Origin of the sequence: Paraburkholderia sp. RAU6.4a (assembly GCF_050435625.1) — a bacterium.
Classification (GTDB): Bacteria; Pseudomonadota; Gammaproteobacteria; order Burkholderiales; family Burkholderiaceae; genus Paraburkholderia; species Paraburkholderia tuberum.
The window spans coordinates 808706-833158 of sequence record NZ_JBNDKQ010000002.1 but is presented as its reverse complement, the minus strand read 5'-3'; the positions used below and the strand labels follow the sequence as shown (position 1 = coordinate 833158).

Genomic DNA, 24453 nt, shown 5'->3' with positions numbered 1-24453 from the left:
GAGCATGAATGACCGGTATGCCGCATCGAAGCCGCATGGCCCCGTACCCGGGCGTTCACGGACCAGCGCGTTTGCCGGATCGCGCATCAGGTTCCGGGACCACGAACTCGTGGTGGTCGAGATTGGACCCTTCGCGCGTGCGCAGGACGCCACCGTGACATTTCGCGCGCGATCGGTGGGCGCGCAGGCCGTACCGGTGGGCGCCATCATCGGGACGCGCTGGGGCGTCTGCGAAGTGGTGGCCTGAACGGTGAAGTGAGCAGGCGGGAGATCCTACGCCGATTGCTCACGTGAGGCTAACGCGTGTGCGCGGAAACGGCGTAAAACGACCGGCCGGGTTCGCGCGCTGGGGCAGATCCTTGCGACGTTCGGGCAGATCGTGATTACGTCCCTGACGCTCGAGGTTCAGCAGATCGGGAACCAGACGCATCGCCGCATGGGTGTGAGCTGTCGGCAGGGCGGTGCGAAGCGCAGCCCGCGTGCGAGGCGGGTTTTCCTGACCAGCGGGCAGGAAGCCCGACGGGACCGGGTGTGTCGACCATGCTCATGCTGGACGTGCCGGTATTCTTCCCGGTGTTGCCCGGCGGTTGCACGGGAGGTTCACGCCGGGCGCGACGCCCCGTGAATTCCACCGCTCCGCGACGAAGCAGCATCGGGGGCTTCCCGCTATGCGTCGATCAGTGTGTCCGCGATAGTCGCTCGAATGTGGACTGCGGCCTGCGCTGCCACGTCCGCATGCGCACTGTCCTCGACCACCCTACGGGCAGGCGCTGAAATGTGCTCCTTCCATGGCCGCCTTCCCCGTCTGGCCAGCATGGTTCCCCGGCAGTCCGGCGCGCCGCAATGGCAGGCGTACTGCTCCCGAAGCAAACGGGTGTGCCGTCCTTCCACGAAGAGCGCGTAGTCGATGCTCAGTTCTTCGCCGGCCGGTACCGGGCTCACGGTGCGAATGAAGATCCGGCCATCGCGGTCCTCGGCTTCGCAGTTGGGGCGACATGCATGGTTGATCCATCTGGCACTGTTGCCGCCGATTGCCCCATCGACGACGGTGCCGTTGCCGACGTCGAAGTAGAAGGTGTGATCCGGCTGTGCCGGGTCACGCGGGTGGCGGAGCACGGCCTCGTCCCATGAGATCCTTTCGCCCAGGTACTCACAGACGAGTTCGCCGGCCACAAGCGCGCACGCCGCGAACACCCCTCTGCCGTGAACGGGCGACCGCCGCACAGTAATCCGGCGGCGATGACGCAGGATACTGGCAGGTTTCAATGAGAGGGTATCAGGGGCGTTCATCAGCAGTATCGTCGATACGGTTGCGGGGGCCGATGCAATCGACCCGGGGAAGAAACATGGATTGCACGGCCGGAATTTCCGTTGCAACCGGTGCAGCGCGTTACCTGCGTCAACGCTGACGATGGCAGGGGAAACAGCCGTGTGGCGTGAACCGGGCTGCGCTGCAATTGCGTCAGGCCGGAAGCGCTATAGTATCCTCAGGTCACGGATCCTGCCGATCTCGGGTGATCGTTTCAGGATCAGGTCGGCGATGAATTCGGGGAGCAGGGCGCGCGGAACGTTGGCGGGGATGTCCTCGACCAGATGCGAGGTGATACGCGCGATAAAGTCATTGGGGGCGCTTGCCAGACTGTGCTCATAACTGACTCGGTACTCCATGATCAGCCGTGCTCCGACGGATATTTTCTGTGCGACTGATTCTATCAGCAACTGGCGTGACGACTGGCGATCGGGCCACCGTCTCCCGGTGAATGCCGAGAGACGGGGACTCCTGAATGGCCGGTGAACGTCCCGGATTGGCCTGGCAAGGTGCTCGATATACCAGGCAGGTCGTTGTGCAAGCAGCGGCGCCGTTCGAGTTCTTCCTGTGTGTCAGGCTATGGCCCGACGTGTGCGTCGGGGACCCCGCGATTCAGGCGTCGTGATCGTCGTCCGGCGCAATCGGCGGCAGCGCGTCGGTGACAAGAAAAATCTTCAACCGTTCATCGGCCTGTGCAATCCGGTGCGAGGGGAGCGTCGAGAGCTGTTCGTCGTGCAGCGACAGAACGTGTTCAAGGGCTCGCCCGTCAGCTTCAGGCAGCGACCAGTCACCTGCGGCCTTGATCCGCGCGGCGACAGCGTGCAGCGCCGCCTCGGAGATCCGGAAAGGCTCGAGGGAGCGACGGCCAGTCAACGTTTCGTGAACGAAATAGGCGAGGTACACCGCCCTGAACAGCCGACCGATCAGTTCGATATTGCAGTTTCCCCGCGCGCAACGCGGCAAGCGCCATATGGTGCTCGAGTGAGCGGTGACGCGAGATCGTCGCCGGGAGCGGCAGTAACAGGTCCCGCGTCATCGGCGGTCTGCCACCAGATTGTCTCGACTTGCGCGGCTTTGGAGTCGGTGCCATAGAATAGTTTCCAGTCCGTTGCATTCTACGGCACGCGCAAGATCCGGAGGCCGGCCGCAAAAGGGGCATGGCAGGGCGTGCTGGTTAAGCCTTGCAACACGTTTCGCGCGATTTTTCCGCAGCGAATGACGCTGGCGGTCCGGGTCTGATCGCGGATTGCCGGGGGAACCGATGCAATCCGCGCATCCTGCGCCGATTCGTGTTCCGAACGGCTGTCCGTGTCGGCTGGCCTTATGTTGGCATTAACGTGGGAATCGACTCAGGTCTTTGCGGCGGGTCGTGTGCCGATAAATTCGGAGTAGCCATCCTTGTATGAACGGATCCCGTCCTTGTCGAAGTCAAGCAGTTGATCCGCGGGTATATTGATCGTCACGCACCATAGGCGGACATGCCTGTTCCGGCTCGCGAGCCGGATCTTGTCGGCTTCCCAGGGCGACTGTAACCAGCTGGCGATTGAATCGTCACACTGCCGCGCAGCGATGATGCGCTGCTTCGGATCTCCGTCTCTCCGCCAGTACATCAATGAATACGGGCATTTTGGCCCGTTTTTCGTTTCTGCCCGCCAAAGAACCCCCCATAGGCGAAACCGCGTTGCGGCACGCGACGACCGGGTATGTGACGCGCTCGTTATGTTCCGCGTCTGCGTTGCGCTGAAGAATATTTTCGCTTTCACCGAAAATGGTGGACCCCGCGCACGCGCGATACCTGTGTCCATTTCGACCCTCCCGAAACCGCGAAAAGGGTCGAACGCGGACTCAGAGAGCTTGCCAACGTGCAGGAATTCAAATCTTTAGTTGGTGGGCAAATCGCTTGCCACCGCAGCCATTCAACTGCCTAGGGAGCTTGTTAGTTTTGAATGACAGCTCCCACGAAATTCGAATGCTCCTTGCCGACCCTTTGCCGCCACCTGGTCCATAAGGACGGCGAGGACCGTTCTCAGTACTTCATCGGCCACTCACCCGGAGGAGCGTGTGCTACTCGCCGGCGAAATCCGTCATCGCACGCAGGACCGCCATTGTCGGGACTCGTTTCGCTTCCCAGATGCTTCTTCGCCCGACAGGCCACTACCTTTTACGCAAGCGATGTATCGACGCTTTGAACGCACGAGCGTTAATTGTTTGCCATACTTCCGTACGAATGTCGTTACTGTCCGCTGGTTGTTCCCGTTACCTGTTCAAAGGCCGCAAGCAGCGCTTCCGTGCATGGTGTTCAACTCAAATGGGGGCAGATATGGCTTCCGGAAAGTACAGCGGCGTCAACCGAACAAGCCGAACGTATTCCTGCTTCTGTAACAAGGCGCTTGCCCAGTATGCGAATCGCCGCATCGGCGCAGATCTCGCGCGACGAGGATTTCTGATCGGCATGGGGGCGGCCATGCTGAGTACCGTACTGCCGGAACTCGTGCAGGCACAGAGCGCGAGTCCCGCCGCCGCTGCGCCGCAGCCCGTCACGTTTACAAATTTCCGGCTGTTCGACGGCAAGTCGGCCGCCCTGCGCGATGGGATGTATCTCGTCGTCGAAGGAAGCCGCATCTCACAGCTGGGGCAAGGCCAGCCACCTGCGGCCGGAACGAACCGCACAGTCGATTGCGGCGGCAAGGTGATCATGCCGGGGCTGATCGAGATGCATTGGCATGCCATGCTCGCCGCACTGCCGATCCAGACGATCCTGCAGGCCGACCTGGGTCTGGTCTATCTGGCCGCGAGTGCGGAAGCCCAGCGTACGCTGCTGCGCGGCTTCACGACGATACGCGATATGGGCGGACCGACATTCGCGCTGAAACAGGCTATCGATGCAGGGATGATCCCTGGCCCACGCATTTATCCGTCCGGCGCGCTGATCACGACGACAGGCGGACATGGCGATTTTCGCCCGCTCACGGCCATCCCGCGTACCACGGGCGAAGTCAGTGAGCAGGAAAGGACTGGCGCGAATGCGATCGCCGATTCGGCGGACGAGGTGCGGTTACGCGTGCGCGAGCAGTTCCTGCAGGGCGCAACGCAGATCAAGATCATGGGAGGCGGCGGCGTATCCACGCCACGTAGTCCCCTCGACATGCTGACCTTCACCGAGCCCCAACTGCGCGCAGCTGTCGAGACCGCGGGCGACTGGGGGACCTATGTGGCCGTTCATGCGTACACGTCAGAAGCCGTGAAGCGAGCCGTGGCAGCAGGCGCGCAATGCATCGAACATGGTCATCTGATGGACGATCATGCAGCCGAGATCATGGCGAAGAACGGGACATGGTTAAGTACCCAGCCATTCGTGAACGAGGACGACGTCGGGCCGCTAACGGGACCGATCCTCGACAAGTTCCGGGAAGTCATCGTGGGCACCGATAACATGTACAAGCTCGCGCGCAAGCACGCGCTCAAGGTGGCGTTCGGGACCGACCTGATCTTTTCGCCGGCCGTGACGGCCCGCCAGGGTTTGATGATCGGCAATATGTCGCGCTGGTACAACGGCGCCGAGATTCTGCGGATGGTGACGGGACACAACGGGGAGTTGCTTGCGCTCTCCGGCGAGCGCAACCCCTATCCCGCCAAACTGGGGGTGCTTGAGCGGGGCGCATGGGCCGATTTGCTGGTCGTCGGTGGCAACCCGCTCGACAATGTGGCACTGCTCGCCGATCCCGACAAGAACCTGAAGCTGATCATGAAGGATGGGCGCATCTATAAAGATGCCATGCAGACCTAGACCTGCCTCTGATAGCTGCAGCTTTCATGGTTCGCGAATGTCGGCTTACGAGGAAGTCGAATGGTCGAGGTCGGCCAAGGTCGTACCAGATAAAAGAGGAGACTCCAACTCGACGGGGCCGTCGCTCACTTCACGGATTGAGCCTCGTAATTCGCTGGCCTTGTACGCCAAGCCCGGCCATCAATCCCTGCTGACCAAAGATAAATGCGTAGACGTCCGCCTGCAGCGTTGTGGTGTTCATCGACCTAGCTGCGCCCGCATCCACGACTACAATGGTCGGGCCTACGCCAACAGCCCAACCACTACTATCGAAGGGTTGGCGCGCGGCTGCGTCGGTCATCAGGAACAACGCCTCCGAGAGCGTCTGCGCACCAGCCTGCAGGCCCCACGAAACCCCTGTGTTTCTGAAGTAGCCCAGGACTTTGCCGTCGGAACCGAACAGTACGCCTCTTCCGCCTTGTCCGCCCACCCCGAGGCCAGCCCGGAGGATGTTCGGAAACACGAGAACTGCCTTCGCCCGATCATGAAGGTCTCTGGTTCTGGGCGCCGTGTCAAACAGTTGCTGCAGCGCCGCGCGCGCTTGGGCCTCCAGTTCTGCATCACCCGTTCCGGGCGACGAAGTCTCTTGTGTCGAACAGGCCGCCGTGAGTAGCAAAAACGGGACCACGAGAAAAAGCCGCAGATACTTGCTCATGACACGCGCTCCATTCGGAATGGCGACCTGGCGGTATGAAACGAACTCCCGCATCGGGATCTTCCCGGGTCATATCGATAGTGGCACCTGCCTGGCTTCAAGACAATTGGACTTTGGTCCAATAGCGGCGTGGCAGATGCGTGAAGCCATCCCCGGTCGCACTATGTTCCGGGAGTTGGCCTGCTCGCCGCGCGATGAGCTTTTCGTCAAGGCAGTGGGTACCGCAATCGACAAGCGCTACATGGTCCCCTGACCGGACGAAGGTCCGGACAATGACTTGACGGCATGTTTTGGACCTGACGGTCCGGTATCCGTAAGGAGCCGCCCCTCGAATGTCGGTGTGAGAGCGCGGGCCAATGCCCGTAGATGGCGTGCGCCGTGCAAAGGCGGCGCTTTCCCAGTGGGTGCAAGCCCCACCCGGCAACCGCTCCAGCCGGAAGCAACCGGAGCAGCTATGGAGGTAACGAAGTGGCTGAAGCCTTCGGTGTAGCGTGTCACGAAATACGGTGACAGCGCGAGTGTGCAGGCCGTAACACGTGTGAACGCCGAGCAAGCCTCGAAAAGGTCGATGCGCAGGCCGACCCGACTGCCATTACGGGGAAGGCTGATACGGCTGGGCGAAATGAGCAGGCAGGACGCCCAGCCGCTGCGCCGGGGTAGTGGCGACAGCATGCACACAAGGGAAGCGCACGCAACACGGGAAGCCCCTTGGCGTGGTCAGGGATGACCAACCGGACGCCCGTGAGGGACAGGCCGGACGCCTTGGGGTGACGGAGAGGCCCGTAGTACCGTTGAAGCCGGGTAATGCCGGTGGAGGAAAGGGGCCTCAGTTCAAGACAAACGCAACACGTAGTGAGGGACCTGGAGATTGGGCAACCTATCAACTCCGATCAGTGTTCAGAAGCTGCAGATGGCGTTACACGCGAAAGCGAAGGCCGAAGCCGGGTACCGCTTCTATGCTCTGTACGACAAGATCCATCGTGAGGATGTGCTGGCGCATGCGTACGCCCAGTGCCGCTCGAACAAGGGCGCGCCGGGTGTCGATCGGCAAGACTTCGCGCAGGTCGAGGCGTATGGGGTGTCGAAGTGGCTCGGCGAACTGGCGCTGGCGCTCAGGCAGGAGACTTACCGGCCGGACCCTATCAGACGAGTGTTTATCCCGAAGGCCAATGGCAAGCTGAGGCCACTGGGCATCTCGACCTTGCGAGATCGGGTGTGCATGACAGCAGCGATGCTGGTGCTCGAACCGATCTTCGAAGCCGATCTTCCACCCGAGCAGTACGCCTACCGGCCGGGCCGCAATGCCCAGCAAGCGGTAGTCGAGGTGGAAGAACTGCTGTTTCGCGGGCACACGGACGTCGTGGACGCCGACCTCGCGGACTACTTCGGAAGTATTCCCCACGCCGACTTGATGTTGTCGCTCGCGCGACGCATCGTGGATCGGCGCGTGCTGCATCTGATCAGGATGTGGTTGGAGTGCTCCGTTGAAGAAACCGATAACCGAGGCCGAAAGACACGTACGACCGAGGCCAAGGACAGTAGGCGTGGCATTCCGCAAGGCTCACCCATCTCACCCTTACTGGCGAATATTTACATGCGCCGGTTTGTGCTGGCGTGGAAGAAGCTCGGGCTTGAGCGAAGTCTCGGCAGTCGAATCGTGACCTACGCGGACGATCTGGTGATCCTGTGCAGGCGAGGCAAAGCTGAAGAAGCGTTGTCGCGACTACGCGAGATCATGAGCAAGCTGAAGCTGACGGTCAACGAGGAGAAGACACAAATCTGTGCGGTTCCGGAAGGGGAATTCGACTTCCTGGGTTACACGTTTGGGCGGATGTACTCCGCAACGACTGGCAAGGCCCGTATGGGCATGCGCCCGTCGAAGAAGAGCATCCGACGCATGGTCGAGAAGATCCATGCGTTGACCGCCATCTCCATGACGTGGCTCGATACCACGGAGTTGGTAGGCAAGTTGAATCGCACGCTACGCGGCTGGGCGAACTACTTCAAGGTAGGGACGTTCCGACGCGCGTACCGGGCGCTCGACAGCTATACCGCTGCGCGGTTGCGCCGGTGGTTACGGAACAAGCATAAGGTTAGGCGTCGCAGGGGCGGGAGCTATCCACTCCAGCACCTCTACGGGCACTTCGGTCTCGTACGCCTGACGGGTCCTTGGCTGTAACTTGCCGTGTACGAAGGCGTGATGTCTTTGTCCGAGAGCCGGATGCGGGAGATCTGCATGTCCGGTTCGATGAGCGGGGTGTGAAAACGGAACCATGGTCAGGTTATTGGGGCACCGCCAGACGAAAGAGGCGGCAACAGACAAACCCAGCCTAAAGTCACCGCGTCACATCTCGACTCTACCGAGAGTACGCATTCACGGCAACCGCCGGAATGCGGTCGTTGAAAATTCCAGCGGCCGCTCTATAGAACGTTCATCGAACTGGCGCTATCGGCCATGAAGCGACATTCGCCCGCACCGAGGCTCGGACATTCACAGGTCGGTTGCGCCTATGAAGCGGCCATTCAATTCGCGGAGTTGAAAATCGCTTCATCGGCCGTTGCCGATATCCAAGTATCGGCGCCCTTAGAGGGCGCAGGTCGCTTCAGGGCCAGACGCACCTCAACAAACGCGAACGGCCAATCGCATTGGAAGTGGATGAGTACTTGCGACCCCGAGCAGATTGACAGCGCTGGATTCATCCGCATTGAGCCGAGGGCTCCCCAGTCTACGTCTCATTTCTACACAATCGTCTGATCGTGGTGGCCACGGCGAGGCCGGAACCTGGAGGCAGCTCGGGCTGGCTGAGCGAAGAAGCTCGTGCCTTTCGTCTGTACTTGTCGTTTTGCATCAAATACGAAGCTTGCTTACCACGTTTTGCTCGTCCCGGGAACACGAAAATATGAGCGACCGACCAACTCCCTTGTCAGCGATCGTCCGAAACGCCTATCCTTCTTTCCATCAAATATCAACCGACGTCGCGAGCAGCTTTTTTGATCGGAGATGGCATGAAAACAGAAAGCTACACCGTGACCGGGCCTCAGCCAATAATTACCGAGCTCGCCGAGGAGCTGCGGGTCCATTTGCAGGATGGTCTAACGGTTGATGTGCGGCCGGTGTCGAATCAGTCAGACCCAAGGAAACCTAAGCACCAGTTTCCATTGCTTGAGCTCGTCTTATCTATTCCCGTTCACCTCGTTAGCGCGTCGATCTACGACATCGTTAAGGCGAAGATCGAAGCGATTCGTAAGGATCAGAATTTCAAGATCACTTCGAAGGTCGATGAGCAAAATTCAACTGACGGCAGAAAATGAGCGAAGAGCCCCCGATGCCGCTAGACGGGCAACGGCTCAGAAGCTTTCGCGACCCTTGGCCCTCCTATTTTGGTGAGCATACCTACAATTTCTACACGCTCATACTCCAGTCTGCGAAAGGGCCGACGGAGCGCCGCATGCTCGCAGAAGCTGTGGCATCGTCGCACGAAGAATATCATTGGAAGCAGCATCACGGGTCAAGTTGGGGGGCTTTCCTATCACTGCTCAAATTCGTCAGAGAATCTGTTGCCGTAGATATGTTCAGAAAGGCTGATCCGCAGCATTTAAAAGCATATTTCCACCAGAGGTTACAGGAGGACGGCCTTCCTCTAATTGGTCGATTCAAGGATGGGAGTTTCTCTTTCCCGAATGAAGCTTGGTCCGATAGAGCCCTTAACTTCCTGTCATTCGAGTCACGCCAATTTCTTATCACGGAATCAATTTTTAACGACACGCAGGCAAATATTTCGACTGCGGGCATGATCTCGGGCGAAAACATTATATCTCAATCAATGGAGGATGCCACTCATAGCTTAATTGATCTATTTAATATTGACGTGCCCCACGAAAGAGTTGTATCTGCGTATGAGTTTGCACCGAACAGCTGTGACCTTGTGAAAGCACTCAACGGTCGCGCCTTGACCTCCCACGCGATTGCAGAGGGCGCCGCCACAATCCAAGAGTTCATGGTAAATGTCGCGGGAATTAAAACCTTCAAAAGCGACATTCAAATGTATACTTTGAATGGTGACCCTATATCCCTCGAAATCCCCGTTTTGAAGGTCTGGCGCAAGCGCCTCGCAGAGATCGCGTCGACCGATTACGGAATCGCCTTCGGTATTTACTTAGAAAACGTGGCACCAGAGGCGGACATCTTTGAGCAGTATGTACATCTGGCAACCTTTTTGATTGTTGCTGATCTCGCGCTAAATCCGCCTCTCCCCCCGACGGTAATCTGGGATGGCAGCAGACGATATGGCTGGCATGATATCTATCCACCACATCGATTTGGACACCTACTTCACGCGGTAAGAAAAATAGGAATCTATATGCTGGAGGATAATAATCCGCGGCTTAGTCAGTATAGGAGCGATCTGATAAAGTCGTCTGGATTGCCAGATCAAATAAATAGTTTTCCAGCAATGCATAATAATCCAGATTTTTCAAAAATCAGATTTTCATTGAGAAATGGGACGATTGATGAGGGGGCGCTCGATCGATTTTGTTACTACGACTACGTACTGTGGATGAACCGCCGGATGTTCGAACTCAGACAAAAATGTCCGCAGATGCTGATTTTCCCGCCCGCTGTACTTGGCAGGTCAGAAGTTATGGCGTTGGTTGATCTGAAAGACAAGGGGTTTTGGTATCATCCACAAATCTATGCTACGCCAACTGGTGTTCATCACGCCGGCAAAGAAGATATGAAATTTCACGCGTGGTGGCTTCGTTCAGTTGAATGGTTCTATGTCCAATATGATCTCGTAGCTGTCACAGGGCCGCTCGATCTTTCCGCGTTTCCGCATAGAACTTCGGATGAAGTGGAGGGCGATTTGAAATTCGTTCGCAAGTGCGCGCACGACTTGTTCGGTACATCTCCTTGGTAATTTCCCCCCGGTAGTGGTTTCGAAGCAGGTCAAAGCGGGGTTTATTTCCCAGTAACTCGTGTACGACAGCGAGCTGCCGCCAGATAGCAGAGGACTCGATCGAACGCAACAGGGCCAAAGTGCGCAATCGTTGAAGTCGGCGTGGTGATTCGCCGTTCCCTTTGCCGAACGACCGGTCCGCAACAGTGCGCGGCTATCTCAGCGTCGATACACGAACGTCGGCATAGCTAGGTCACGCATCGTCGGACCACTAACCAATTGAACCGCCGCTCTACTTTGGGAAACGGACGTTGCCGTCACCGGGAGCCGAATGACGGCAACGGGTCGATCAGCGACATTCGAAACGCCGCTTCTGGACGACCTGTCCCGCCTCTGCTGGCAGGTACCTGCCCAGCTGTGACCAGTATCACCGAATGCGGGGCAGGCTACCTATATCGCAAGATTGTCGGTCACGAACCACGTCTCATCCGTGCTCGCGCCGGACAGCCAATTCACGTCAAGCCACCTTCTAAAGCCCGACGCCATACAACGGTTGCGGATGCCTACTTGCCGCCGATGCCGACCTTGCCGCGCCCGACCTTTCGATGCGGCACACAGGGGCGCAGCCTCTTCCTTGAGCTAGCCGTCAATGTGACGTGCTCCGCAGGGTAGCGGGTCGTCCTGTTCAGCGCGGCCTGATAGGCGGAATGGCCCGGATCGATGCGCTTGAGAGCTGACATCACTGACTCCTCCTCAGAGGATTCTAGTCCGAAACGGCACGGCGGTTATGTCGCCTTCCTGAACATGCTGTAGTCGAAGTCCGCGACCCGGCGCTCGGCGAACCCGGGCGTGCCCTTGACGATTGCCATGCGCTCGTTCCGGTGTGTGCCCACAGGTAATTATTCGAGCGCGCGGCGCACACGCGCGGGATTCTAACCTTCAATCCAATCGGGACTCGTGCGTCCCTTCCCGGGTGGGGCGGGACACGGCATGCCGTCGGGGCGACAAAAACCGAATCTCGACGGGCACCCCAAGCAACGCATCCTTTCGGCCATCGATCACGACATCGCGAGCCTGCTGGAACAGTCGGCTGATGCCGAACCGGCTCCGGCACCCCGGCCGCGCATGAAGGGGCGGCTTCATAATTCCGACAATAAAGCACGCTAAGCGGTGGACGCAGGTTGCCGGCTGCGCATTCGTGTCCGCCTCTTGTCGGCCGGCCATGAGCGGTCACACTGACCCTGCGAGAACTGTTACCCGAAGCGGTCGCTCATGAGCCTACAATAGGAACGCATCATCGCGGCCGCAGGCACCGAATTGCACTGCGGAGAACCAATGGGGGACGGCGATGTTCAAATTCATCGATGGGTTACCGCAAGATGTGCTCGCGATCGAAGCCACGGGCAAGGTTACGCACGACGACTACAAAAGTACACTCATACCCAAGGCTGAGGCGATGATGGGCAAGGGGCCGATCAAGATGCTCTATGTCGTCGGGAAAGAGTTCACGGGATTTGAGGTTGGAGCGCTTTGGGATGACGGCGCGTTCGGGCTGAGGCACTGGCACGATTTCAGCCACATCGCGGTGGTTACGGATCTCGCATGGCTACGGGTTATGGTTGGTATGCTAAAACCCTTTTTTCATGGCGATGTCCGCTTGTTCTCGCTTGCTGAATTGCCTACCGCGAGACGCTGGATCACGGACTCCAAGCGAGTTAGTCGATGAATAACATCCGCTGCTAAAAATCTGAAATCCATCTGCGCTACAAGGCGTTTCTACGGAAGATGAATTTGCCGGAACAACCTCATTGCACCATTTTCGATTCCCTATTGCTGTCAGTCACGAGTGTCTCAAGCAGTCGGCCTCGGCCTTTCGCGCGAGACGCAGCTCGCGAATTCAGGCCCGTGGCGTCATCTGGCAGAGGTCGGCCAGTTAAAGACCTTCGACGTCTCGGCCAAAATTGACGACAATGTTCCCAAGGAAAGATTGCGGGTCGTGCTCCGTCGTCGGAGACGCCGCTGAATCTAAAAGGAAAACATGAGACGACTGTTCCTCGCTGGGCTCGCAGCCACCTCTTTCGTGACTTGCGTTCATGCGCAAAGCAACGCGTCCGGCCCGCTCGTCACGCCCTCGGGTAACGTGCAATTCGTGCGCGTCGACCGCGATTTCGTGGGGATGCTCGACAAGGAAATTTTCGATCGCTTCAGCGCGAGCACGCTCACCCATTTCGACGACGTCGGCAATGCAAATGACAGCGTCACGCGCACGCTCGTGCAGACTGATTCCGGCCCGGTGCTGTACGACTTTCGCTACCATCCGCCACTTGTGCAACGCTCGGGTAAGCGCATGACGGTCAAGCGCGTGTTCTGGCAAGGTGATGAAGTCGTGATGCAAAGCTCGCAAGGCTGGTTCCAATTCAAACGCGGCGTGCTGACGAAGCTGCAGTCGTCTACGACGACGTACCATTGATTACGCGCACACCCCCAACACACGAGCCAGCGATGACATACGTCGCCTCGCCGCGCACGCCGTTGCTTTTTTTCAAGTTGCCTTAACCTCTTGCGGGTCGAGCTCAGCACGTCGTCGTGGGACAGGTTTCGGCGAATCGACCTCGAAGGCTAAGTCGTTGAAAATCTGTCCGGCGGTGGGCTGGGGGGCTAACGATTTGCGGTGCACGGGTGGCGGACTTCGAACGCTTGAGGCACGTCTTCCGGTCACCCCATTATTCGAAGAGTTCCGCCGGTTGCTCAGTCTCCGGGTTGCAACCATATTGAGATTTCACGCATGCCGATGAAACCTTCAAACAAAACCACGTCCTCGAAAAGACGACGTATTTTGCAATTTGCGGTCGGAATCACACTTTTGCATGGTGCTCGGAAACAGATGCTCGCCTCGGCGCAAGCGGCGGCATCCGGAGCGCTCACTCGCGTGCGTCCGGGCGATCCAGGCTGGCCGTCCGAGGCGCAGTGGAACGAACTCAGCCAGCAGGTCGGCAATGCACTGGTGAAAGTGCAATCGCCCCTGGTGGCTTGCCTGAACGCGCCTGATAGTGATGACTGCAGGCAACTATTCAGGGAGCTCAAGAACCCCTATTTTCTGGGCGACGAGGTGGGTCTAACGCAAACCCTCGGCTGGGTTGACGCGTGGACATCGACACCCAGCGTCTACGCGGTGGCTGCCCGCAACACGAATGACGTCGTCGTCGCCGTTAACTTCGCACGTCGGAACAATCTCCGCCTCGTGGTGAAGGGCGGCGGCCACAGCTATCAAGGCACATCGAATGCGCCGGACTCTCTGCTGGTCTGGACGCGAAAAATGAACAACATCACCGTGCCGGACGCGTTTGTCGGCACAGGATGCGAGGGACATGCGGCACCGGTGAGGGCAGTCACGGTGGGCGCCGGCGCGCTCTGGGCGCACGTTTACGATGCGGTCACTACCAAGGCGGGCCGTTATGTGCAAGGTGGCGGCTGCATGACGGTCGGCGTGGCCGGCCTGATCCAAAGCGGCGGGTTTGGCAGCTTTTCCAAGGCCTACGGACTGGCGGCGGGAAGCCTGCTCGAAGCGGAAGTTGTGACGGCAGATGGCGCCGTCCGCATCGCCAATGCCTGCACCAATCGCGATTTATTCTGGGCGCTGAAAGGCGGCGGCGGTGGCAGCCTGGGCGTGGTCACCCGGCTGACGCTGCGGGTCCACGAATTGCCCGAGACCTTCGGCGCGGTGAACATGACGATCAAGGCGACATCGACGTCTGCGTTTCGCCGGCTGATTGGCGTGATCATCGACTTCTATCACCAGAACCTGATGAACCCGCACTGGGGCGAACAGATCAGATTTCGTCGCGACAACGTCCTCAATATCTCGATGGTGTTCCAGGGGCTCAGCCGCAGCGAAGCGCAGGCGGTCTGGCAACCGTTCATGGATACCCTTGCCGCGGCCCCGGACGATTTCAAGGTCGAGTTCTCGCCACTGAAGATTGTCGCCATCTCGGCCCGCAGTTTCTGGGCTCCAACCCTGTTCAAGAAGCTCCTCGGCTTCATCAGCACCGACGACCGGCCGGGCGCACCCAACGACAATATCTTTTGGTCGGGTAATCGCGGAGAGGCGGGACAAGTGCTGCACGGCTACGAGTCCGCGTGGCTCCCTGCGGCCTTGCTGCAAGATGGCCGGCGTCAAACGCTGGCCGACACGCTGTTTGCGGCGACCCGTCAATGGAGCGTGTCGCTGCACGTCAACAAGGGCTTGGCGGGTGCACCGGCCGAGGCTGTCGCTGCCGCGAGAAACACCGCCACGAACCCGGCCGCGCTGGACGCCTTCGCGTTGCTTATCGCCGGGGCGGAGGGGCCGCCCGCGTATCCGGGCATTCAGGGCCACGAGCCCGACACCGCGCTGGCGCGCCGGGACCGGCAGGCCATCGGACGTGCAATGGCCGAGGTGCGCAAGCTGGTTCCAGACGCCGGTTCCTACGTGGCGGAAAGCAATTTTTTCGACGCGGACTGGCAGCGGTCCTTCTGGGGCTCAAATTACAGCAGGCTGCTCGCCATTAAGGATCAGTATGATCCCGATGGTTTGTTCTTCGTTCATCACGGCGTAGGGAGCGAACGCTGGAGCGCCGACGGTTTCACGAAAATCGTCTGAACGACTCGACCTTCGAACTCGCACATATGGTTCAGCGGAAATCGCATTTCGAAATCTCGTATTGAGGCTTCCCAGCACCATTCGGTCATGACAGGCCGCTAACGTGAATGTTGAAAGGCTATATCCGGTCGACTCCCGCCGACCGCATCGGGCAGGACCCGGCCATCTTCAGCCGTTCGGATTCGCGCTCACGCGGTCGTTTGAACAGCTGCTCCGCTCAGATAACGGACCTTCGTGTGGGGACCGTGTCAGATGAGCACTCTCGTTACGTGCAGGGAGCGACTGATCATAGTCACCGAAAGCTATAAGAACTGCAGATCAGGTGCTCAGGGGATGAGCCTGCTCCATGCATGTCGATTCGTTCACGAAGGCGGCCGACGACTCGACCGTGCGCTCCCGGTAGTTTGACGCGCACGAGGCGACGGGAGCCGTGACGATCCGATCATCCGTCCCGATGAAAGCCACGACGATCTGCGGAGGCGCCCTGCGAGTTCGCTTCGAATACGTCCCCGACAAGGCGCGCAGCCAGAACGATTATTGCAGGGCTAATTGCGAGGGTGTAAAAAGTTTTGTGTAAACGGTCATTTGGCAGGAGACTGCCAGCAACAGGAGCATAGATGACCGTAGCGAAACGCAATAAAAGAGAGAAACCCGATGCTGAACTCGTCAAGCTGGCAGACAGCCTGCTGGCGAATTACCAGAAGCCGGAAGACCTGATAGGCGAGAACGGCCTGCTCAAGCAGCTTACCAAGATGCTGGTGGAGCGTGCGTTAGAGACGGAGATGTCCGAACACCTGGGCCATGGCAAAAGCGAAACGGTGACCAATGCCACGGGCAACACCCGTAATGGCCATAGCGCCAAGACGCTGCAGGGGGAGTTTGGCGAGTTGCCGCTCAATATCCCGCGCGACCGTCAGGGGGCGTTCGAGCCGAAGCTGGTGGAGCGCCATCAGACGCGCTGGACGGGCTTCGACGACAAGATCATTTCGCTGTATGCGCGTGGCCTGAGCGTGCGCGAGATCCAGGGGCACCTGGAAGAAATGTACGGCACGGAGGTCTCGCCGACGCTGATCTCGGCGGTCACCGACGCCGTCAGTGATGAGGTGAAGGTCTGGCAGGCCCGTGCGCTCGACGCGCTTTATCCGATTGTCTATCTCGACTGCATTCACGTCAAAGTGCGCGACAGCGGCGCGGTGCGGACCAAGGCGGTGTACCTGGCCATCGGCGTGAACATGGCCGGCCACAAGGAAGTCCTGGGACTGTGGATCGCCCAGACCGAGGGGGCCAGGTTCTGGCTGCAGGTGGTCACTGAGCTGAAGACGCGCGGCGTGCAGGACATCTTTATCGCCTGCGTCGACGGGCTTAAAGGCTTTCCTGAAGCCATTGAAGCGGTCTACCCAAAAGCGGCCGTGCAACTGTGCATCGTGCATATGGTGCGCAACAGCCTGAACTTCGTGCCGTGGAAAATGCAGCAGGAAGTCGCCGCCGACCTGAAGACGATTTACACTTCATCGACCGTCGAGATGGCCGAACAGATGCTGGGCACCTTCGAGGCCAGGTGGGACAAGGACTATCCGTCCATCGGACAGAGCTGGCGACGCAACTGGGCACGTGTGATTCCGTTCTTCGATTACCCACCGGAGATCAGGAAGGTGATCTACACCACGAATGCCATAGAATCGATCAACATGAGCCTGCGCAAGGTGATCAAGACCCGCAGCTCGTTCCCGACCGATGAGGCCGTCACCAAGCTGTTTTACCTGGCCCTGAACAACATCAGCAAGAAGTGGACGATGCCGATCCGCGACTGGAAGGCCGCACTGAACCGCTTCACGATCCAGTTCGAAGAGCGGCTGGTGCCGGGTTAAACCTCAACCCGTTTACACAAAATTCCGGACACCCCCCTAATTGCTAAATATTCCTTACAATATGCCGCGTCTCTGGTCTTCACCAAGCTTCAGGATCGAATGCTTGTGCAAGTGCTCGGGCTGAATCCTCTCCCAGAGCCCCGCCCGGCCAGCCTCTCTCTCCAACTGCTCGTCTCTTCGCAACCACTGCTCGACGTTCCTGATCCTGTGAGGATGGATCTCGTCCAGCAAAGCATAGTCGCGCTTGATGATGTTATGCTTCCACTGGTTCCAGAACCCGGTGAAATTGTCCCGGAAGGTCATCGTACTCTTGTCGTTGGGGTCTGCGTTGTATCCCGCAGGCAGATCGGCGGCCGCCTTCAGCGGGCCACCGAAGTAGGCCTCGAGACTCGTATCGATATATCGGGCGGGATGCCCCGTTACCCGCTCGAACGCAGCTGCGAGATCAGCATACTTGACGTGGCTCGATCGCAACCTCGAGATCCATGCCGCTGGCGCGTCCCGGGTTGTCGAACAACCAACGAACATAGTATCCGCAGTCTTCGATCGCGACGTGGACGACCGCGCCATCTCCAAGAGGCACTCTCCAGGTTACGATGCCGTCCTCCACGGTTGGTGTCATGGGTGTCATCGACGAGAACGCCATCTCCATGTATGGGCCCGTGGTGAAGAGCGCCGCACCCATTCTGTCCTTGTTGTCTTGATTCTGGGATAAGATCCATTCGCCCATGCGGCCCTTGCCGTCATAGTGACCAGTACGGAACCTGGAATCGTACCCCGCCTTCTTCAGCGTATAGTCGAGGTTGCCGTACACGAAGAACTTGACCCCTTCCTCGAGAGCGATTTCGTAGCAGCGGATCGCCCAGTAGGTTTCCGCTTTCTCTCCTGTATTGAAGCCGTCGATGTTGATAAAGGCCCCATCGCATGCGCGAAAACCCTTCCGCAGATTAGCTTCGTCGGCGAACGAACCTTCCAGGATCGATACATTGCCGAGGTCGACGAGGGACTTCGCGCGAGCCGAGTTGGGATCTCGACTGAGAGCGAGAACGGAATATTTCCCATCGCTGACGAGGCCGCGAACGACGGGTAGGCCTTGTGCCCCCGTCGCCCCGATGACGAAAATTCTGGAAACATTCTGGGATGACATGGTTCGTTACTCCGTTTGTGAAATGATTCGCAGGGTACGCCCGCGCCGAACTGCACCCTCGGCGCGACCAGAGCCGGCAGCGGCCTTGATGTCGGGCGAGGGCTCGATGTCGGGGATCGACAGGTCGTGCGTTAGTCGATGGTTGTATTGAGGGTCATGGGGTTGTCCTGATAACTGATACGCCTTTTTCAGAAACAGGGGCTCGTCGAACCTTGGCCGCAAGGTGATGCGTGGACGAGCGCTTCAAGCAAGTCCGAATGTTTTCCTCAAGCTTGAATCGACGGGACCAGCGGGCATAAAGCGGCGTAACTTGCTGAGCAACGATGCCTGTCCGGCAGGCATGCGACGCATCCGCCAGGCGCCAAGCGCCGCTTCGACAATCGTGTTTGCCACGCCCTGGGGCGCGGGGGCACCTTTGACACTGTTCACAGCTGCGCTTGATGCAAGGGCACGTTCGCGGTCATAGGCAGCGATTTTCGAGCTTGCCTGAGACGCGTTGACGTCCAGATTGGTCCTGGTAAAGGATGGCTCGACCAGCGTGACGCGTATGCCGAACTGGCGCACCTCATGATCCAGGGTTTCGGTCAGCCCCTCGACGGCATGCTTCGATGCCGAATAGAGGCCCATGTACGGGGCCGGGAGAAAGCCGAGCACGGAACTGACATTGACGATCCTTCCACCGCGTTGTGCCCGCATGTGGGGGAGTACCGCCTGTGTCGTGCGAAGGATGCTGAAGACATTGGTGTCGAACAGCGCCGCAGCTTCGGTAACCGAGGTTTCCTCCACTGCACCGATCAGACTCGTTCCCGCATTGTTGACGAGCACGTCGATTCGACCGACGCGACCGACGATGGTGTGGACTCCGGATTGAACGGAGGCATCGTCGCGAATATCCATCTCGACAAGCTCGACGCCCGGGATAGGCGCCGCTTTTGCGATGCTGCGCACGGTGCCGAATACGCGGCACCCCCGCCGGGCAAACTTCTCCGCGGCAGCGCGTCCGATACCCGATGACACGCCTGTAACAACGACAACGGTGGAATTCGACATGGCGGTTTCCTTCGATACGGTGAATTGATGGTGTTTTTAACTGCCCGCGTCGAGCGCGTCCTCCAGCGTTTGCCCGGAAGGCTGCACCTGCTCATGCCGATCCTTGCGCAAGCCAGCGATACTCCCGGGTCGAATCCTGAACCAGATCGAATACATCGCCGGCAGGAACACCAGGGTCAGGATCGTCCCGGCGAACGTGCCGCCGATCAGCGTGTACGCGAGGGTTCCCCAGAACACCGAATGGGTCAGCGGGATGAACGCGAGGATCGCCGCCATGGCCGTCAGGATCACCGGTCTGGCACGCTGCACGGTGGCCTCGACGACCGCATGGAACGGATCCAGCCCCGCCTGCCCGTTCTGGTGGATCTGTCCGATCAGGATCAGCGTGTTGCGCATCAGGATGCCCGATAGCGCGATGAGACCGACCAGCGCATTGATGCCGAACGGCTGCCTGAACAGGATCAACGTCGGCACCACCCCGATCAGGCCCAGCGGGCTGGTCAGGAACACCATCACCATGGCGGAGATCGAACGCACCTGGAAGATGATGATGATGAGCGTAACCGCCAGCATGATCGGGAAGAGCGGCAACATGGCGGTCGTCGCTTTGGCCGATTCCTCGATGGAGCCCGCCTCTTCGATACGGTAGCCGGTCGGCAGCCGGGCCATGATGGGCTGAAGCTGCTTCGTGATCGCCGTCGATACGTCCGGCGGCTGAAGGTTGTCGGCAATGTCGCCCCGTACCGTGATCGTCGGCACGCGGTCCCGCCAGCGCATGACCGGCTCCTCCATGCGCACGTCGACCTTGCCCACCTGCGACAGCGGAATGCGCTGTCCGTTCGCGCCAGCCAGCGTGAAATCGCCGATCCGCGCCGGATCGAGCCGCACGTCGCCGGCCGAACGCGCGATGACCTGCACGGTCCGGATATCCTCACGCACGGCGGTGACCGGTACGCCGGTCAGGAGGAATTGCAGTTGTTGCGCCACGGCGCTGGATGTCAGCCCCACCGCCTGCAGGCGATCCTGCTGCAACGTGAAGTGCAGCGTGGGCGTGCGCGTACCCCAGTCACCGTTGACCGTGCGCATCATCGGACTGGCCTCCATCCCCTGCTCAACTTCTCCCGCAATACCGCGCAGCCTGTCCGGGTCCGGACCAGAGATACGGTAGGCGACCGGGTACGGTGAATACGGACCGAACACGAGTTGCGTGACCCGCACACGCGCCTCGGGGGCGAGACCGTTGGAGACTGCCTGACGCAGTCGCTGCTTCAATGCGTCGCGCTCATCCTGGCTGTCCGTGCGCACCACGATCTTGGCAAACGACGGATCGGGCAGTTCCGGCCCCATCGCCAGGTAAAAGCGTGGCGCGCCTTGCCCGACGTACGCGGTGACGATCCTGGCTTCCTTCTGCTTCGCGAGCCACGCTTCGACCTTCGTCGTGGCGGCGCTGGTTTGCGAGATCGACGTGCCATAGGGCATCTGCACCTCGACCAGCACTTCGGGACGGTCGGAGATCGGGAAAAACTGTTTTTTGACCACGCCCATGCCGAGGATGGCCAGCACGAAGAGGCCCACGACCGAGCCGGCGACCAGCCATTTGCGCGCGATGACGCGCGTGAGCAGTTGACGGAAGCGGTTGTAGCGCGGCGTGTCGTAGATCGCGTCGTGACCGCCTTCGACCTTTTTGAAATCGGGCAGCATCTTCACACCCAGGTAGGGCGTGAAGACCACGGCGACGACCCACGATGCGATCAGCGCGATCCCCACGATCCAGAACATGTTGCTGGTGTATTCGCCGGCCGTGGAGCGCGCGAAGCCATTGGGCATGAAGCCGACGGCGGTCACCAGCGTGCCCGCCAGCATCGGCGCGGCCGTATGACTCCACGCGTAGGCGGAGGCGGCGATGCGGCTGTAGCCTTCCTCCATCTTTACCACCATCATTTCGATCGCGATGATCGCGTCGTCCACGAGCAGGCCGAGCGCGAGGATCAGCGAGCCGAGCGTGATGCGATCGAAGTTCTTGCCGGTCGCGGCCATCACGACGAACACCACCGCGAGTGTCAGCGGTACGGCCGCGGCAACGACCAGGCCCACCCGCCAGCCCATACTGACAAAACTCACCAGCATGACCACCAGCAGCGCAACGAAGAACTTCACCATGAACTCGTCGACCGCCGAATGAATGTTGACGGCCTGATCGGTGACTTTGGTCAGGCTCATGCCCAGCGGCAGCCCGGCGTTGATTGCGCCGACCTCGCTGTCCAGCGCCTTGCCGAGATCAAGCCCGTTCCAGCCGTCGCGCATCACGATACCCAGCAGCAGTGCAGGTTCGCCGTTGTTGCGGATCATGAACGTCGCCGGATCTTCATAACCACGTGTGACGGTGGCAATGTCCGATAGCTTCAGCGTGCGGCCCTGCGCGACGACCGGCGTGTCGCGGATCTTCTGCAGGTTGTCAAAGGCACCGTCCAGGCGAATGAACACCTCCGGACCTTTGGTCTCCACGGAGCCCGCCGGCGTCAGGGCGTTCTGGCCGTTGAGCGCGGCGAACACGTCCTGGGGGCTCACGCCCAGCGTTGCCAGCCGGTCATGTGAGAGCTCGACATAGATTCTCTCCGACTGCTCGCCGATGATGTTGACCTTCTTCACGCCCGGCACGTGCAGCAACCGCTGGCGCAGCGTCTCGGCATCGCGCACCAGCAGGCGCTGCGGTTCGCCCCTGGCCTTCAGGGCGAAGAGGGCAAACGTGACATCCGAGTATTCGTCGTTGACCATCGGCCCGATTACGCCAGCCGGCAGGTTGGCTGTCTCGTCGCTGATCTTCTTCCGGGCCTGGTAGAACTGTTCCTGTACTTCCGAGGGCGGCGTGCTGTCGAGCAGGGTCAAGGTCGTGAAGGCGAGGCCTGGCCGCGTATAGGTCTCGGTCCGGTCGTACCAGCGCAGCTCCTGCATGCGCTTTTCGAGCTTCTCGGCGACCTGATCGTGCATTTCCTGCTCGGTCGCCCCGGGCCACGCAGTGATGATGGTCATCACCTTGACCGTGAACGCGGGGTCTTCCGCCCGGCCCAGCTTGAAGAACGAAACAAGCCCGGCCAGTGAAATCAGGCAGATCAGGAACAGGGTGATGGAGCGCTCACGCACGGCGAGCGCCGACAGGTTGAAACGGCCTTCGCTCACGGACGGGCTCCCTCGGAAGCTACGGCGACGGCTTGAGTTGCCACCCGGACCTGCTCGCCTTCGCGCAGCAGCTGTGCGCCGAGCGCGACGATGCGCTCGCCTTGCTTCAGTTGACCGGCGACGCGGGCGCTATCGTCATCCAGATGTTCGACAGTCACCGGCCGCCAGGCAACCTTGGCCGGCTCACCGTTGATGACCCACACCCCCGGTCCCTTGCCCGCGTCCAGCAGCGCGCCGATCGGCACCTGCAGACCGCCTTGCACCGCGGAACGCGCGTCCGGAATCTGGACCGTCACCGTGGCGCCCAGTGGGGCGTCGGCCAGCTCTCCCTGCAGCACATACCGCGCTTCAAAGGTCCGGGTACGCGGATCCGCCGTATCCGAAAGCTGGCGCAGCGTCGCCGGCACGCTCACACCGCCGTTGCCGAACAGCGTGGCCTGCGCGACCGAACCGATGACGGGGCGCAGGGTTTCGGGTAGCTGGATGACAGCCTCGCGGCGCCCGGCGTGGGCCAGGCGCACCACGGGCTGGCCGGCGCTGACGACCTGGCCCGGTTCGGCCAGCGTTTCCATCACGACGCCATCGCCGTCCGCCAGCAGTTCGGCATAGCCCGTCGCGTTGCGCGCAACGTCGGCATCAGCCTCGGCCGCACTGAGCTGCGCTTTGGCGGCATCGGCCGCCGCCTTGATCTGGTCATAGGCCGATGCCGATATCGCGCCGGTGCCGCGCAGGTCGCGATAGCGCTCCTCATCCTGCGCGGTCTGCTGCGCGCGTGCTCGCGCGGCGGTGACCGCGTCCTGCCGGGCCTGCGCGGCAAGCCTCAGATCGACGGGGTCGATGCGCATCAGCGGCTGACCGCGCTTGACGGTTTGCCCGGCATCCACCAGCCGCTCGAGCACCTTGCCGGAGACACGAAAGCCCAGGTCGCTCTGCACGCGCGCGGCGACGGTTCCGGTAAACGAACGGGAGGCGGGGATTGCCGCCTGAGCAATGGCGGTGCGCACCAGGGGCGCCTCGGTGCGCGGATCGGACGGTGCTTTTGCGCCGCAGGCGGCTAGCGCAAGTGGCAGTGCACAGACGACTGCAGAGGTAGCAAGGCGACGCCGGAGCATGAAAGTCCCATAGACGGAGTGATCGGGGCTTTCATTATGGTTCTAGTAACCAAAATAGTCAATGGTCACAATCGAAATTTCCATCACGGCGACAGACTGCGCAGCACGAGACTGGACAGTTGGGCAGGCGCGACCCTGGTGTAATCGAAGCTGTACTGCAGGAGCATTGGGTTGAGGTAGGGGCGCAACACCAGATAGATCGCCATCGCAGTCTCATCGAGCGGCGTCTTGCGCTCGAAGTCCCCGCTCTGCCGGCCCGCCTGGAGGACGTCCTGAAGCAGCTTCTGGACGCGCGCTTCATACGCAAGCACCGCCTGCCAGTTCTCCGTGGCCGCCGATGCGGCAATCTCGTAGAGCTTGCGGTCCTGGAAAAACAGACGGAGGCTCGCTTCCGTGAAGACGTTGAACATCCGCCGCAGCTTCTCCGGTGGCAGATCGGTCTGTGCGACGGCCGACCTGACCTCGGTTTCGATCTCGTGCAGGCAGTTCGCGCAGATCATCTCGCCAATGGCCTGCTTGGACTCGAAGAACTTGTAGATGTAGGCCTTGGAAAAACCGACGGCCTTGGCGAGGTCTAAGACCGTCGTTTTCTCGTAGCCATACCGGCTGAAGTGCTCGGTGGCGGCGACAACGATCTGATCGCGTACCTCGTGGTCAGCGGGGCCGCGCGCCGGGATGGGGGAAGGGGTGGCTTTTTTCATGGGTAGAGCATACAGGAATGGACAACCAGTGACTATTTGGTATTATAGTCACAACCGGAACCCTTGCGAAG

At 60.1% G+C, this 24453-nt stretch carries 21 protein-coding genes; 9 read left to right on the top strand and 12 right to left on the bottom strand.

The window, feature by feature from the left end; translation table 11 throughout:
• The first annotated feature begins 4 nt into the window (after positions 1 to 4).
• Positions 5 to 247, top strand: a complete 243-nt coding sequence (locus tag OKW40_RS08520; protein ID WP_429489229.1) for a hypothetical protein — start codon at positions 5 to 7, stop codon at positions 245 to 247.
• A gap of 39 nt (positions 248 to 286) precedes the next feature.
• Here the strand turns inward: OKW40_RS08520 and OKW40_RS08515 are convergent, their stop codons facing one another.
• From OKW40_RS08515 to OKW40_RS08500, 4 genes are all read right to left on the bottom strand, one after another.
• Positions 287 to 430 (bottom strand): hypothetical protein, encoded by a 144-nt coding sequence (locus OKW40_RS08515; protein WP_429489227.1) that lies wholly within the window; start codon positions 428 to 430, stop codon positions 287 to 289.
• Between the two features lie 236 nt (positions 431 to 666).
• Positions 667 to 1290, bottom strand: a complete 624-nt coding sequence (locus tag OKW40_RS08510; protein ID WP_429489226.1) for an SET domain-containing protein — start codon at positions 1288 to 1290, stop codon at positions 667 to 669.
• Between the two features lie 186 nt (positions 1291 to 1476).
• Complete coding sequence (locus OKW40_RS08505) at positions 1477 to 1668, bottom strand: hypothetical protein (RefSeq protein WP_429489225.1); 192 nt, start codon at positions 1666 to 1668, stop codon at positions 1477 to 1479.
• A 253-nt stretch (positions 1669 to 1921) separates the two neighbouring features.
• Positions 1922 to 2272: a hypothetical protein gene (locus tag OKW40_RS08500; protein ID WP_429489223.1), complete on the bottom strand. Its 351-nt coding sequence runs from the start codon at positions 2270 to 2272 to the stop codon at positions 1922 to 1924.
• A 1357-nt stretch (positions 2273 to 3629) separates the two neighbouring features.
• On the opposite strand from OKW40_RS08500, the gene OKW40_RS08495 reads away from it, so the two are divergent.
• Positions 3630 to 5096 (top strand): amidohydrolase family protein, encoded by a 1467-nt coding sequence (locus OKW40_RS08495; RefSeq protein ID WP_429489221.1) that lies wholly within the window; start codon positions 3630 to 3632, stop codon positions 5094 to 5096.
• A gap of 130 nt (positions 5097 to 5226) precedes the next feature.
• Here OKW40_RS08495 and OKW40_RS08490 read toward each other — a convergent pair whose 3' ends face one another.
• The gene (locus OKW40_RS08490; protein ID WP_429332932.1) at positions 5227 to 5790 is read right to left on the bottom strand and encodes a YSC84-related protein; all 564 of its coding nucleotides are present in this window, start codon (positions 5788 to 5790) and stop codon (positions 5227 to 5229) included.
• An 868-nt stretch (positions 5791 to 6658) separates the two neighbouring features.
• Between OKW40_RS08490 and ltrA the strand changes: the two genes are divergently transcribed.
• The 3 genes from ltrA (at position 6659) to OKW40_RS08475 (ending at position 10709) form a co-directional block, all read left to right on the top strand.
• The gene (ltrA, locus tag OKW40_RS08485) at positions 6659 to 7969 is read left to right on the top strand and encodes a group II intron reverse transcriptase/maturase (RefSeq protein ID WP_429489218.1); all 1311 of its coding nucleotides are present in this window, start codon (positions 6659 to 6661) and stop codon (positions 7967 to 7969) included.
• 827 nt (positions 7970 to 8796) lie between these two features.
• The gene (locus tag OKW40_RS08480) at positions 8797 to 9102 is read left to right on the top strand and encodes a hypothetical protein (protein ID WP_429489216.1); all 306 of its coding nucleotides are present in this window, start codon (positions 8797 to 8799) and stop codon (positions 9100 to 9102) included.
• A 137-nt stretch (positions 9103 to 9239) separates the two neighbouring features.
• The gene (locus OKW40_RS08475) at positions 9240 to 10709 is read left to right on the top strand and encodes a hypothetical protein (RefSeq protein ID WP_429489214.1); all 1470 of its coding nucleotides are present in this window, start codon (positions 9240 to 9242) and stop codon (positions 10707 to 10709) included.
• Between the two features lie 542 nt (positions 10710 to 11251).
• Here OKW40_RS08475 and OKW40_RS08470 read toward each other — a convergent pair.
• Positions 11252 to 11428, bottom strand: a complete 177-nt coding sequence (locus OKW40_RS08470; protein WP_167368717.1) for a hypothetical protein — start codon at positions 11426 to 11428, stop codon at positions 11252 to 11254.
• 608 nt (positions 11429 to 12036) lie between these two features.
• Between OKW40_RS08470 and OKW40_RS08465 the strand changes: the two genes are divergently transcribed.
• The 4 genes from OKW40_RS08465 (at position 12037) to OKW40_RS08450 (ending at position 17195) form a co-directional block, all read left to right on the top strand.
• On the top strand, positions 12037 to 12414 hold the full coding sequence (locus OKW40_RS08465; protein ID WP_090807178.1) for an STAS/SEC14 domain-containing protein: 378 nt from the start codon (positions 12037 to 12039) through the stop codon (positions 12412 to 12414).
• Positions 12415 to 12726: 312 nt separating this feature from the next.
• Positions 12727 to 13158 carry a hypothetical protein gene (locus tag OKW40_RS08460; protein ID WP_429489213.1) on the top strand — a complete coding sequence of 144 codons (432 nt, stop codon included), beginning with the start codon at positions 12727 to 12729 and terminating at the stop codon, positions 13156 to 13158.
• 315 nt (positions 13159 to 13473) lie between these two features.
• Positions 13474 to 15327, top strand: a complete 1854-nt coding sequence (locus tag OKW40_RS08455; protein ID WP_429489211.1) for an FAD-binding protein — start codon at positions 13474 to 13476, stop codon at positions 15325 to 15327.
• Positions 15328 to 15944: 617 nt separating this feature from the next.
• On the top strand, positions 15945 to 17195 hold the full coding sequence (locus tag OKW40_RS08450) for an IS256 family transposase (RefSeq protein ID WP_429489209.1): 1251 nt from the start codon (positions 15945 to 15947) through the stop codon (positions 17193 to 17195).
• A 54-nt stretch (positions 17196 to 17249) separates the two neighbouring features.
• Here the strand turns inward: OKW40_RS08450 and OKW40_RS08445 are convergent, their stop codons facing one another.
• The 6 genes from OKW40_RS08445 to OKW40_RS08420 all read right to left on the bottom strand — a co-directional run bounded on the left by OKW40_RS08445 (position 17250) and on the right by OKW40_RS08420 (position 24382).
• Positions 17250 to 17669 carry a hypothetical protein gene (locus OKW40_RS08445; RefSeq protein ID WP_429489208.1) on the bottom strand — a complete coding sequence of 140 codons (420 nt, stop codon included), beginning with the start codon at positions 17667 to 17669 and terminating at the stop codon, positions 17250 to 17252.
• Positions 17641 to 18342 (bottom strand): NmrA family NAD(P)-binding protein, encoded by a 702-nt coding sequence (locus OKW40_RS08440; protein WP_429489206.1) that lies wholly within the window; start codon positions 18340 to 18342, stop codon positions 17641 to 17643. Before OKW40_RS08440 ends, OKW40_RS08445 begins: the two co-directional genes overlap by 29 nt.
• A 243-nt stretch (positions 18343 to 18585) precedes the next feature.
• Positions 18586 to 19392, bottom strand: a complete 807-nt coding sequence (locus OKW40_RS08435) for an oxidoreductase (protein ID WP_429489205.1) — start codon at positions 19390 to 19392, stop codon at positions 18586 to 18588.
• Between the two features lie 36 nt (positions 19393 to 19428).
• Positions 19429 to 22569 (bottom strand): efflux RND transporter permease subunit, encoded by a 3141-nt coding sequence (locus OKW40_RS08430; RefSeq protein WP_429489203.1) that lies wholly within the window; start codon positions 22567 to 22569, stop codon positions 19429 to 19431.
• Positions 22566 to 23681, bottom strand: a complete 1116-nt coding sequence (locus OKW40_RS08425) for an efflux RND transporter periplasmic adaptor subunit (protein ID WP_429489201.1) — start codon at positions 23679 to 23681, stop codon at positions 22566 to 22568. Before OKW40_RS08425 ends, OKW40_RS08430 begins: the two co-directional genes overlap by 4 nt.
• Before the next feature lie 83 nt (positions 23682 to 23764).
• Positions 23765 to 24382, bottom strand: coding sequence for a TetR/AcrR family transcriptional regulator (locus OKW40_RS08420; RefSeq protein ID WP_429489199.1), 618 nt, complete (start codon positions 24380 to 24382; stop codon positions 23765 to 23767).
• Positions 24383 to 24453 lie beyond the last annotated feature (71 nt).